Origin of the sequence: Metasolibacillus fluoroglycofenilyticus, assembly GCF_003049645.1 — a bacterium.
Lineage (GTDB): Bacteria > Bacillota > Bacilli > Bacillales_A > Planococcaceae > Metasolibacillus > Metasolibacillus fluoroglycofenilyticus.
The window spans coordinates 119920-132725 of sequence record NZ_PYWK01000003.1 but is presented as its reverse complement, the minus strand read 5'-3'; the positions used below and the strand labels follow the sequence as shown (position 1 = coordinate 132725).

Below are 12806 nucleotides of genomic sequence, written 5' to 3'. Positions count from 1 at the left end.
TTGGGCGTAATCGAAACGGCTCCAATGCTTGCAAAGGTAGTTGCATTATGTAGCAAAGAAAACACTACAAAGATGGTAGAAATCCATTGTGATGAGTTATGTATGCCATTGCAAAAGCTATTTCCTTGGGCATCCAAAGAGGCCATTCAATACGAGTTATTAAGCAATGGGCTGTTTCAACCATTTGAATGGCGGCAGGCTAAGCGGTTATTACGAAATAGAGAAATATGGCCGATTGTTGAACAGGAGTATGAGCGCTTGCGTAATTTATGGCATGGCCCTGATATACCAATTTATATTTTTCCAATAACAAAAGGAGCACCAAAGAAAAATGGCATAGCTTATTCGAACGGGCTTTTTTTATTTGTGTCTGAAGCATTGCAGGTAGATGAGCTACACGCACTGTTAGCACATGAATATAATCATGTTTGCCGTCTATACTATTTAAAGCGCAAGCCTAATGAATTGTCATTACAAGATTCACTGGTTATTGAAGGCTTGGCAGAATGCGCCGTAGAGGAACTATATGGTGAGCGATGGTTGTCACCATGGACGAAGTATTATACAGTAGAACAAGTGCTGCCGATTTGGCAGGAGCATTTTATACCAGCTTTACAGCTAATTGATATAGAGAAGCATCAGCCCTATTTATTTGGAAATCATGAGAAATTACCTAGTTGGATTGGTTACTGTATTGGGTATAGATTAGTAAAGTCCTTTCAGCAGAAAAAAGACTTAATATCAGTGGATTTATTGCATTTACCAGCCCAGACAATAGTTGAGGGCTCTGCATTTATCCCGTATTAATAGGCTGTAAGATTTTGGAGTTATCCTAGAAGTCCATTTTGTTTTGCTACCTCATTGAAATCAATGTTTTCAGCGCTTCCCTTTTACTGAAGGATAACACTGCTAAAGCCAATGTTCATCCCATTTTTAAAAGTGACGTTTTCTGCTTAGATGATTCAATATTTTGTGAAACATCATCGCAACTGTTCAAAATGCCAGCTATGCACGGCTTTTTGAACAGCCCCTTGTAAAAAATGATTGATGAAGCTAAATGATTTGCGGTGAGGGAGAAAATCTGGGATTCACCTTATGAGATAAGACAAAGGAGTGGTTTAGATGAAGAAACGGCTATGGATGTCTATATTCGTTTTAATTTTATTAACAGCTTGCTCACAAAATGATGCTAAAAAAGGCCATGAGGCAACACAGGAGCAAACAATTGTAGTTTATGAATCGGATGCCAATGCAGAGTATGTTATTCCTCGCGAGGTTGAGTATCCTGAAGAAATAAAGCAATCCGTCATTCGCTTTATTTTTGACCAAGTTGTCTTTGAACAGGTGAACTTGGTAGATTATAAACTTGCAAATAATGATAGCACGCTTATATTAAATTTAGATGATGGGGTATTACAGGTGCAGGGCTCAGCTGGTGGGCAGATGTTTATGGGTTCGCTCGCTGAATCTTATTTTGAAAATTTCCCTTATGTTCAGGAAATTGTGTTGCTACACAATGGCTCGTCAGAAGCGATATTAGACCATGTTTTTATTGGTCAACCAATTACACGCGAGCAATCATTTAAGAGAGCTGAATAAAAGCTTGCATTTTATTTTATTTGTATGTATGATAAACTTCAAATTGAAACGAAAAGCGTTGAAGAGGAAAGTATAGTAGGGACGTTTGATAGAGAGCTTCTGATGGTGGAAATGAAGCAAACAAACCTAGTGGAAAATGGCCTCGGAGCTGCGTACCGAACGAATAGTAGGCTACGACGAGAAAGGCACTCGTTACAACAGCAGCAGTATCTCGCATGCGACGTACTGAATGAGGCTAATGGTGTGAGCTATTAGTGAATATAGGTGGTATCACGTTAATTCAACGTCCTAATCTTTTTAGATTAGGGCGTTTTTTTACATTTAAAGGAGGATTTATGATGACAATTGTTATTGGGGGAGCTTGGCCGTATGCGAATGGCTCTTTGCATTTAGGGCATATTGCAGCATTATTACCAGGAGATATTTTAGCACGCTATTACCGACAAAAAGGGGAGCGTGTGCTATATGTATCTGGTAGTGATTGTAATGGTACGCCAATTTCCATTCGTGCAAGTCAAGAAAATACAACTGTCTCAGCAATTGCTGAACATTATCATGAGGAGTTTCAAAAATGCTTTACGCAGCTAGGTTTTACTTATGATTTTTATACGCGAACAGATGCAATACACCATCACCAAGCTGTTCAACAATTATTTTTACATCTTTTGGAAAACGGACATCTCTATAGCCAAAAGGTGGAGCAGGCTTATTGTGAAGCAGACCAACAATTTCTACCTGACCGTTTGGTAGAAGGAATTTGTCCAAATTGTGGTGCAAAGGCGAGAGGCGATCAATGTGATGCTTGTTCAGCCATTTTAGATCCGCTCGATTTATTGGAAAAGCGCTGTAAAATTTGCGGTAATAAGCCTGTTATAAAAGAAACGGAGCATTTATATTTTGCCTTTAGCAAATTTCAAACTACTTTGGAGCAATTTGTGAAACGAGCAAAAAGTGAAAAGCGTTGGCGTGATAATGCACTTGCATTAACAGAGCGGTATCTGGCAGAAGGTGTTCCAGACCGTGCTGTAACACGCGATTTGCCAAATGGTGTTGAAGTGCCTGTAGATGGCTTCCGCGATAAAAAAATTTACGTTTGGATTGAAGCGGTCGCAGGTTATTTAACAGCAAGTATGGAGTGGACACGTCAACATGGTGAAGTGTTAGAAAATTGGTGGAATGAGGAAACAACCTCCTATTACATTCACGGTAAGGATAATATTCCGTTTCATAGTGTAATATGGCCCGCAATTTTAATGGGACTGAACAATCCATCATTACCAACGAATATTATTTCAAATGAATATTTAACTTTAGAAAAAAGAAAGCTATCAACTAGTCAAAATTGGGCGGTATGGATTCCTTATATGATTGAAAAATATGATGCAGATTCAATTCGCTACTTTCTAACAGCCAATGCACCTGAAAATCGCGATGCTGATTTTTCATGGCGAGAATTTATTTACAGTCATAACGGAGAATTGCTTGGTGCATATGGTAATTTTGTCAATCGCACATTGAAGTTTATTGAGAAATCGTTTGACGGGATTGTGCCAAATGGGAAAATTGACAAAGTGATTCGTCAGCGTACAGTTGCGCTATATGGTAGCGTTGGTACACTTATTGAGCAAGGACACTTTAAGGAGGCATTAGAGCAAGTTTTTAATTATGTACGTGCTGCAAATCGTTATTTTGATGAGCAACAGCCGTGGCTACAAGTAAAGGATAATGCAGGAGGTGCCAGTCAAACAATAGCAACCTGTACGTATATCATCGCAAACTTAGCACAGTTATTACAGCCGTTTTTACCATTTTCAACAGAGAAAATTCGCACAATGCTACAAATTGAAGAAATTGAGTGGCGGGAACAGACTGTAGTGCAAGTGCGATTGCAAGCTGTTACAGCATTGTTTGAACGCATTGACGTGGCACGAATTGAGGAAGAATATAATACATTGATTACAAATCAAATTGACTTTTAAAAAATAATTCGGTATATTGAAATTACTAAATATCGGAAGTAGGTGTTGTGACATGATGAATATGATTGCGATTGACAAACTGCCATTCAGCTTGTTCTCTTTCACACGCCTACAGTGTACGTATTGACGTATACTTATTTAGCTCTAAATCGATTGAAACTTCAAATAGTGGAATACACTTCTGCTAATTGTTAGTTGAATTCATCGAGCTTTTACGAACGTTATTATCTTGTATTCAGATACAAATAAGTTTCCTGTTCGTTAATGGAGTAAAGCTCCTATGTGTGTAAAAGTCTTGAACTGCTGAATGGCAGCTCAGGACTTTTTTTATGTACATTTTTAGGAGGAATACCATTGGAATTAAGTAAATTAGGATTAACAGCATTTTTTAGTGAGCAAATTAATAATTTGGAAGACAAATACAAAAAATATACACCGGCACGCGTTGTATTAGAGCATAAGCATTCTTACCGTGTAGTTACAGAGCAGGGAGAGTGGCTTGCAACAATCGCAGGTAATTTTGCATACAATGCCTTTGCACGAGAAGATTATCCAGCAGTAGGGGATTGGGTGCTAGTGGAGCAAATGCCGGGAGAGGAAAAGGCCATTATTCATAAGCTGCTAGAGCGCAAGTCCGTCTTTTCACGTAAGGTAGCAGGCTTGGAAATTGGGGAGCAGATTGTAGCAGCAAATGTAGATATTGTTCTACTCGTAATGAGCTTAAACGAGGATTTTAACATTCGTAGATTAGAGCGCTATTTAGTCGCAGCATGGGATTCAGGGGCAAAGCCAGTTATCGTTTTAACGAAGGCGGATTTATGTAAGGATGCTACGCACTCTGTTAAGGAAGTGGAAAGTGTTGCGTTTGGTGTTGAAATTATCGTGACAAGCATGGTTACAGGAATTGGCTTTGAGCGTTTGCGCGAATTATTCCCGGAAGGGGTGACAGGGGCATTGCTTGGCTCTTCAGGAGCTGGGAAGTCTACGCTAACAAATGTACTTTTAGGTACGGAGCGCATGAAGGTTTCGAGCATTCGAGAGGATGATGCTAAAGGGCGACATACGACAACACATCGTGAGCTTGTGATGTTAAGCTCAGGAGGATCTTTAATCGATACACCGGGAATGCGAGAATTGCAGCTTTGGAATCAATCGGATAGTCTTGCATCAAGCTTCCAAGATATCGAACAATTAGCAGGACAATGTCGATTTAGGGATTGTACACATAAGGGAGAGCCGCATTGTGCTGTACAGCAGGCAATCGATGAGGGCATGCTAGAAAAAGCACGTCTTCAAAGCTATTTTAAGCTACAACGCGAGTTAGCTTATATCGAGCGAAAAACAGATATACAAGTAAAACAGAACGAACAACGAAAATGGAAACAAATTTCAAAAGGCTTGAAATCCAAGAGAAAGGGATAACGATAGATAATAAACTGAGAAAACTAACTCGTCTATAATACGGGAGGGTGTGCCGAAAGCCTTGCGGTTGCTGGTTTCTTAGGCTTACCTTAGAAGAAACACCACCAGCTACCCTTTCAAATAAAGTGCTCTCTATCATTAACAAGCCGATACTTTAAACAAACATCACCGAAAGTGTCCGCCATGTCGGCAACTGCACGGCATGGCGGACGCCCATTATAATTGTAATTGATTTTGTAGATTAGCGTAAAACCCTTTTTTACCCATTAACACTTCGTGATTGCCTTGTTCAATTATTGAGCCATCTTGAATGACAAGAATTTGATTGGCATTTTCGATTGTTTTGAGACGGTGGGCAATAACGAAACTTGTACGCCCCTTCATTAAATTGTTAAGCCCCTTTTGGATATGCACTTCTGTCATTGTATCAACACTTGAAGTCGCTTCATCTAATATTAAAATATCCGGGTCTTCAAGAATTGCCCGTGCAATTGCAATTAGCTGTCGCTGTCCTTGACTTAAATTCATTCCCCCTGAAACGAGCATTGTACCGTATTCATAAGGTAAATATTTAATGAAATTATGCGCATAAGCAATTTTAGCAGCTTGTTCCACTTCTTCATCAGTTGCATCTAATTTACCATATCGAATATTATCACGCACTGTGCCAGAAAATAAATACGTATCTTGTAATACAACGCCTATATGGCTACGCAAATTTTCTAACTTATATGTTGTAATCTCTTCATCATCGATAAAAATTTGTCCTTGCTTTGCATCATAAAATCGATTTAATAATTGAATAATTGTTGTTTTACCAGAGCCTGTCGGACCAACAAGAGCGATTGTCTCCCCAGCATTAGCTTGGAACGTAATATTTTTGAGAATTGGCTTTGCCTTGCTGTAGTAAAAGTGAACATTTCGAAATTCAACCTTTCCAACGAATTGCTCTTTTTCAAGTGCATTCGAAATATCTGCTACTTCTTCTTCCTCGTCTAATATTTCAAATACCCGTTCGGCCCCTGCGATGGCAGATTGAAATGTATTTAAAAGATTCGATAATTGATTGATTGGACGGAAAAATTGGCGAGAGTAAGTGACGAATGCTGCAATAACACCGACGGTTACGAGCTGATATACAGCTAATAACGCGCCAACACCGATGATTAACCCGATGCCTAAGTTATTTGAAAGGTTATTAATCGGACCTAAAAAGCCAGATATAATCTCAGCCTTTAAAGCAGAAGCGCGTAATTTTTCATTTTCTAGCTTGAACTTTTCAATTGTTTCCTTTTCCCTTCCAAATAAAGTGATTACATTTGAATTGGAAATTGTTTCTTCGATATAACCATTTAAGTTACCTAAGTCACGTTGTCTTGTTTTATAATTGACACTACTTCTTTTAATAATTTGTTTCGATATAAGTACAATGACTGGGATAATCGTTAGTGACACAATAGCTAAAATCCAATTTAAGTAAAACATCGCAATTGCCGTACCGATAATTGTAAATAATGATGAAACAATTTGGATTACACTTTGAGATAACGCCATATGCAAATTATCAATATCGTTTGTCATTCTACTCATTAAATCGCCCTGTTGTCGTTTATCAAAAAATGAAAGTGGCATTGCTTGAATTTTAATAAATAGCTCTTTTCGCAATCGTTGAATCGACCTTAAAGACACGCGCGTCATGACAAAGGTTTGTAGCCATGAGAAAAGGGAGGAGGCAATATAAATAACCGCTAAAATGATTAACATTCTTACCGTTCCAGATAAATTCCCCGGAATAATATATTGGTCAATAAGAATTCCAATAAGTAAAGGTCCTAATAAATTTAGAATAGAGGATGTAATAACAAAAAGGGTAGCTAAAAGCATACCTAATCGTTGCTGGCGTAAATAACTCCAAATGCGACTGAGAGTAGCCTTTTGATTTTTTGGCTTTACAACAGGCCCGCGAAAGTGCCCTCCACGTTCTAATCCCGTTCTAGTTCCTTGCTTTTGTTGACTAGACATGTCAAATCACTCCCTCTTTTTCTGCCTGTGTTGCTACAATCTCTTGATAATGCTTGCTTAACTTGAGTAATTGTTCATGACTACCAGACGCTACTAGTCTGCCATCATCTATTACAAGAATTTGGTCTGCTTTTTTTATGGAAGATACTTTTGAGGAGACAATGAATTTTGTGCTCATAGGGAACTTTTCCGCGATAGCCTGCTGAATTTTCCTTTCTGAAATCGCATCAACTGCTGATGTTGTATCATCCAAAATAAGGATATCTGGTTTTCTAATAAATGCACGTGCCATTGCTAAGCGTTGTTTTTGTCCGCCTGAAAGATTCGTTGCACCTTGTGTAAGCACATGCTGTTCCTTATCTGAAAGCTTATCAACAAATTCGGCTGCGCATGAAGCTTCTAATGCTTCGTTTATTTCCTCGATATTTGCATCAAGTTTGCCGTATTTTAAATTTTCCTCAATAGACATTGAAAACAATGCTGCTTTTTGTGGGGCATAGCCAATTGCATTGCGTAAGTTTTGCAAATCATAGTTTTGGATAGGTTGCTGGTCGATGAAGATTTCCCCACTATCAACATCAAAAACTCTCGGTAGCATTTTTATAATTGTTGATTTTCCGCTACCTGTCATTCCGATGATGCCTATTGTTTCACCAGCCTTCACATGAAAGGAAATATTTTTAAGAACGGGTTCTCCCTGTTTTGTATAAGAAAAGCTTACATTTCTAAATTCCACCTCTCCTTGTGGGCTTGTTATGATTGAATCATTAAAATTGACTATATCATTGGGCTCCTCTAAAACAGTGACAATACGCTCAGCACTAGGGATTGCACGAGCAATTTGAATGAGTACGTTACTTGAACTCATTAAACCTTGCATAATCATCATTAAATAGTTGATAAATGCTAAAATTACCCCGACCTCAATTGTATTGTTTTCTACTTTGATAGCACCTGTCCAAAGTGCAAATACAAGCCCGATGTTTACAATGAGTGCTGTTAGTGGCATAAGCATTCCGACTACTTGTTCTGCTGTAATATTTCTTTCTGTTAAACGCCCATTAATTTTTAGAAATTGTTTGATTTGATGCGTTTTACGATTAAATGCTTTTATGACATGTATTCCTGCTAAATTTTCCTGTACTTTCGTGTTCATTTGGTCCATTACTTCTTGTACTTTTCTGAAAAATTTTCCAGTAAGCTGTGTAATAACGATTACGCTAATAGCAAGCAATGGCACGACGTAAAGTAACACTGAAAATAATTCACGTGCTGTTAAATAAACGAAAAAGATTGCTCCGATAAATGTAAATGGTCCACGCACGAATATTTTTAATAGCATAAGTAGTGCACGTTGAACAGTTTCAACGTCCATCGTTAAATTAGTAATTAATTTTCCTAAGGTAAAGTGGTCTTTGTTTTTTTCTGAAAAATATGTGATTGTTTCATATAAATCCTGACGTATATCTGTTGCGAAATTAACTGCCGCCTTAGAGCTAAAAATAGAACAGCCAATTGCGCCAATAAATCCTATTACGGCACAAAAAATCATTAGCGCAAACATGCTAATAATATATTTCGTATCGTCATTTGCAATTCCGTTATCAATGACTTTCTGTAAAATAGCAGGCTGTATTAAATCCATTGCCACTTCTATTAGCATCGTTAATGGTGCAAGTATAGCAAAGATAATATATGGATTAATGTATTTTCGAAGCTTCCAAGTAGCTTTCATCTTTAAACACCTCTGATTTCTTATATAACAATATAGTTGATTTGTATACATTTGTATACTTTAAACTATTTAAAATACATATTCAACCACATATAAAAATTTTCCGTTTTCACTCATAATGGCATTGGTCTTCAATACGATGCCACCGATTTATATTTAGCTGATACATTAAGCATTAAATAAGACCTTTGCTCTTACGTTTAAACTTTGCAAGAAATCCCTTCTTTAATAAAAGCTATTACTTAAAAGATACGAGTAAAAGTAGCGTGTTATTTCAATTGATTTTATGTATACATTTGTATACAATTTAATTTAGTCAGTGTAGAAGATTAAAAATTAGGAGTGATTAATTTGAGAAGAGATAGACTCATTAGACAATTTGAAGGTTTACAGCGTGGTGAAAGAAGAGAACATGGCCGTAGGAGACAGCATCATGGAGAACGTGGGGGAGGTGCACAGACATTTCGCCGAAAACGCATTGTACAGTTTTTGATTCAGCTAGAAACGAGAAAAGCTTCACTTCAAAAACAACTTGAAACGCAAGAACTACAAAATTTAAATTCCGTTATATTAGGGGAGCTTAAAAATACACAAGCAATTATTGATGAATATATATCATTATTCGAGCTTTATGAATTCGAGGGCGATATAGATTTGGATGTACAAAGCATTGAAGAGGAAAATAAAGATGATGATGGGGAAAAATAAACGACATAAAATTAGATAGTAGAAGATAAGCTAGCAGTTATTACTTAATGAATCAAAATAGTATCATATAAATTTTAATGAAACAGCGAAAATTGTCTGAAAGATAGTGCTTTTTGGACAATTTTTTTTATATTTATTTAAAATAAACTTTATATTTATGTAGAAGGGTTGATTTTTATTAAAAATTCGGATAATATTTAAAAAAGTTAATTTTCTGAAAGTTAGCTTATAAAGGGAGGCTTTGAGAATGAAGAAAAACAAATTATGGTTATTGCTATTAGTATCTGCACTTATCCTTGTGCTTGCAGCATGCGGTGGGAATGATGATAAAGGCAAAGAAGCAGAAAAAGAAACAGATAAAGAAGGCGGCACAACAAATACTGATAATCAAGGTACAGTAGCGGGTGGCGAACTTGTTCTAGAAGTATTATCCGAAGCAGTCGAGCTAGACCCACATGGTTCGAATGACGTACCATCTGCTAACGTTCAAAGTAATATTTATGAGACATTAGTAGCTCGTAATTTTGATACAGGAGAATTTGAGCCGAAACTAGCAGAATCTTGGGAGTATGTTGATGATTTAACGTTACAGTTAAAATTGCGTCAAGGTGTTAAATTCCATGATGGAACAGACTTTAATGCAGATGCTGTAAAAGCTAACCTAGATCGTCTATTAGACCCTGAAGTAGCTTCACCACGTGCTACTAACTTTGAGCCAATCGACTCAGTTACAGTTGTAGATGAGTACACAGTTCAAATTAAAACAAAAGCACCTTATGGGGCATTATTAGCAGCATTAACACATCCGGGTTCTTTAATGATTAGCCCGGCTGTTATTGAAGAGGATTACAATCAAGCGGGTAGCGATTCATCGAAGCTTCGTGCTTATGTAAACGCAAATCCGGTTGGTACAGGCTTCTTAAAATTTGATAAATGGACGCCAGGTCAAGAAATTCGTTTAGTAAAAAATGATGACTATTGGGGCGACAAAGTAGCATACGATTCAGCGGTATTTAAAACTGTTCCGGAAAGTGCAACACGCGCTGCCGACTTAGAAGTTGGGAATGCACATATTATTGACCCTGTACAACCAACGGAAGTTCCATTAGTTGAATCATTTGCAACGGTTACGCAACAGCCATCTATGTCTATTGCTTATATCGGATTCAACAGTCAAAAGGCACCATTTGATGATGTAAAAGTACGACAAGCAATTTCAAAAGCGATTGATCGCGAAGAAATTTTACAAGGTGTTTTCGATGGCTTTGGTGTAGCTGCTAAAGGTCCATTATCACCAATGATTTGGGGCTATAGTGATGATATTACACCTCAAGATTACAACATCGAAGAGGCAAAAGCATTGCTTGCTGAAGCTGGTTACCCAGATGGCTTCAAAACGTCAATTTGGACAAATGATAACCCACAACGTCAGCAAATTGCAGTTGTTTTACAAGAAAAATTAAAGCAATTGAACATTGAGGTAAGCATTGAAGTAATGGAATGGGGCGCATACTTAGAGAAAACAGGTGCTGGTGACCACGATATGTTCATTTTAGGATGGTCTGCGTCAACAGGTGACGGAGATGGAGCTTTATATCCATTATTCCATACATCAGATATTGGCAACAATAACCGTACTCGTTTCTCAGATTCTGAAGTAGATAAATTATTAGATGCAGCTCGCGTAGAAACAGATAGCGATACACGTCTAGGTTACTATAAAGAATTACAAAATCTATTAAATGAAGCATCTCCTGCGGCGTTTATTCATCACCAATCTTATTTGACTGGTGTAAGCAAAAAAATTACTGATTTCTCTATTGATGCAACAGGCATTTACAAAATTCAACATGTGAAATTTACAGAATAATTAGGATGTAGGCAAAGTCTAAGTTGACTTTGCCTACAATTGTTTTTACATTTAATTTATTTAAGCAATTTTTTTCTGCGATGAGGATAATATAATTTATTGTGCTAGCGAAGGTTAAAATTCTTTATGTATCGAAAGCAGGGCTATAGGCAGAGGTGCATAAATTCCACATTTCTATAGGGGGGCAAAACCCCTGCTGAAAAAGAGGAAGTCAGTCTAAGAACATCGCATATTAAGATAACGATTGCGTGATTAATGTCATGTTGGTCTAGGCCTCTTGCGGATGACACAGATTTGGAAGAGATTTTCTTGCAAGCTCGAAAAAATATTGTCGAGAGTTAGCCGAGATGTAATTGATTTTAGGTAATAAAGGAAGAAGGTGAGTGCAATGCGACAAAATAGTTTGTTACCAATTATTGATGACGACACCCAAGTGCTTATTCTTGGCTCAATGCCAAGCGTTCAGTCATTAGAGAAGCAGCAATATTATGGCAATGCACGCAATCATTTTTGGCCAATTATCGCTGCAATTACTGGGGAAAATATAACAGAGGATTATGCGCAACGTATTGCATTATTGAAAGAGCAGCGAATCGGTTTATGGGATGCGATTCAATCGTGCGAGAGGCAAGGAAGCTTAGATGCGAATATCCGAAATGAAGTAGCAAATGATTTCTCATCGCTATTTCAGCGTTATCCTCAAATCAAAGCTGTATTATTTAATGGTGCTAAGTCGTTTGATGTATTTAAGAGGCATGTAGGGCTGGAAATATTAGCTGGGCGTGATTATGAAAAAATGCCATCAACAAGCCCAATTCCGGGAAAGAATATTAAAACTTTTGAACAGAAAATTGAAGCATGGCGCACTTTAGAGCAATATCTCAAATAAGCTAGCAAACTGTTTGAAATTTGTTGTTTTTTTGATTATGCTGTACATAAAGTGAAACAAGACATTATCTCATAAACAGAATAGGAGGAAGTTTTGATATGTATCGTACAGTGGAAGATTTTTCAAAGGATTGGCATGTATCCTCAAAAGGTACATTAAATGTATTAAAGGCAATTACAGATGAAAAAATGGGTCAATCAATTGTAGAAGGACATAATTCATTAGGCTGGTTAGCTTGGCATTTAGTTGGAACTGCAGGTGTGTTTGGTCAATTTGCAGGCTTGCAAATTCCTGCACCTGGGCCAGATATGGCGATGCCTAATACTGTGGCAGACATTGTGGAAGCATATGAAATGGTCATTGAGGCATATAAAAAAGAAATTCCAGCACTAACAGATGAGCAACTAACAGAAGATGTACCTGCATTTGGAGGTTCTATGCCACGTGGTGCATTGTTTAGAGTATTAATTGACCATCAAACACATCACCGTGGTCAAATGACGGTTTTATTGCGCCAAGCAGGTTTAACAGTACCTCCAGTAATGGGACCAACTGCTGAAATGAGCTAATTGACGGGGGAAT

Annotated in this window: 10 protein-coding genes and 1 other annotated feature; of the genes, 8 read left to right on the top strand and 2 right to left on the bottom strand. The window is 37.5% G+C overall.

The window, feature by feature from the left end; genetic code table 11:
• From C9J36_RS12935 to rsgA, 4 genes are all read left to right on the top strand, one after another.
• Positions 1 to 807, top strand: coding sequence for a DUF2268 domain-containing putative Zn-dependent protease (locus tag C9J36_RS12935; protein ID WP_235616072.1), 807 nt, complete (start codon positions 1 to 3; stop codon positions 805 to 807).
• 315 nt (positions 808 to 1122) lie between these two features.
• Positions 1123 to 1599, top strand: coding sequence for a hypothetical protein (locus C9J36_RS12930; protein ID WP_107943383.1), 477 nt, complete (start codon positions 1123 to 1125; stop codon positions 1597 to 1599).
• Positions 1600 to 1648: 49 nt separating this feature from the next.
• Positions 1649 to 1893 (top strand) — a binding site (T-box leader).
• A gap of 44 nt (positions 1894 to 1937) precedes the next feature.
• A complete protein-coding gene (gene metG, locus C9J36_RS12920) occupies positions 1938 to 3578 on the top strand; it encodes a methionine--tRNA ligase (RefSeq protein WP_107943382.1) in 1641 nt (546 codons plus the stop codon).
• A 354-nt stretch (positions 3579 to 3932) separates the two neighbouring features.
• A complete protein-coding gene (gene rsgA / locus C9J36_RS12915; protein WP_107943381.1) occupies positions 3933 to 5000 on the top strand; it encodes a ribosome small subunit-dependent GTPase A in 1068 nt (355 codons plus the stop codon).
• A gap of 216 nt (positions 5001 to 5216) precedes the next feature.
• Here the strand turns inward: rsgA and C9J36_RS12910 are convergent, their stop codons facing one another.
• On the bottom strand, positions 5217 to 7022 hold the full coding sequence (locus C9J36_RS12910; RefSeq protein ID WP_107943380.1) for an ABC transporter ATP-binding protein: 1806 nt from the start codon (positions 7020 to 7022) through the stop codon (positions 5217 to 5219).
• 1 nt (position 7023) lies between these two features.
• The gene (locus tag C9J36_RS12905; RefSeq protein WP_107943379.1) at positions 7024 to 8757 is read right to left on the bottom strand and encodes an ABC transporter ATP-binding protein; all 1734 of its coding nucleotides are present in this window, start codon (positions 8755 to 8757) and stop codon (positions 7024 to 7026) included.
• A gap of 351 nt (positions 8758 to 9108) precedes the next feature.
• On the opposite strand from C9J36_RS12905, the gene C9J36_RS12900 reads away from it, so the two are divergent.
• From C9J36_RS12900 to C9J36_RS12885, 4 genes are all read left to right on the top strand, one after another.
• Positions 9109 to 9465: a hypothetical protein gene (locus C9J36_RS12900; protein ID WP_082799084.1), complete on the top strand. Its 357-nt coding sequence runs from the start codon at positions 9109 to 9111 to the stop codon at positions 9463 to 9465.
• Between the two features lie 247 nt (positions 9466 to 9712).
• Entirely contained in the window at positions 9713 to 11335 is a 1623-nt protein-coding gene (locus C9J36_RS12895) for a glutathione ABC transporter substrate-binding protein (protein WP_066169299.1), read from the top strand.
• A 388-nt stretch (positions 11336 to 11723) separates the two neighbouring features.
• Positions 11724 to 12224, top strand: coding sequence for a DNA-deoxyinosine glycosylase (locus C9J36_RS12890; RefSeq protein WP_201261948.1), 501 nt, complete (start codon positions 11724 to 11726; stop codon positions 12222 to 12224).
• Positions 12225 to 12322: 98 nt separating this feature from the next.
• Complete coding sequence (locus C9J36_RS12885) at positions 12323 to 12793, top strand: DinB family protein (protein WP_066169295.1); 471 nt, start codon at positions 12323 to 12325, stop codon at positions 12791 to 12793.
• Positions 12794 to 12806 lie beyond the last annotated feature (13 nt).

Excerpts from the sequence above, each read along its gene's own strand:
- C9J36_RS12930 (WP_107943383.1), top strand. The coding sequence starts at position 1,123 with ATGAAGAAACGGCTATGGATGTCTATATTCGTTTTAATTTTATTAACA.
- metG (WP_107943382.1), top strand. The coding sequence starts at position 1,938 with ATGACAATTGTTATTGGGGGAGCTTGGCCGTATGCGAATGGCTCTTTG.
- C9J36_RS12910 (WP_107943380.1), bottom strand. The coding sequence starts at position 7,022 with ATGTCTAGTCAACAAAAGCAAGGAACTAGAACGGGATTAGAACGTGGA.
- C9J36_RS12905 (WP_107943379.1), bottom strand. The coding sequence starts at position 8,757 with ATGAAAGCTACTTGGAAGCTTCGAAAATACATTAATCCATATATTATC.
- C9J36_RS12895 (WP_066169299.1), top strand. The coding sequence starts at position 9,713 with ATGAAGAAAAACAAATTATGGTTATTGCTATTAGTATCTGCACTTATC.
- C9J36_RS12890 (WP_201261948.1), top strand. The coding sequence starts at position 11,724 with ATGCGACAAAATAGTTTGTTACCAATTATTGATGACGACACCCAAGTG.
- C9J36_RS12885 (WP_066169295.1), top strand. The coding sequence starts at position 12,323 with ATGTATCGTACAGTGGAAGATTTTTCAAAGGATTGGCATGTATCCTCA.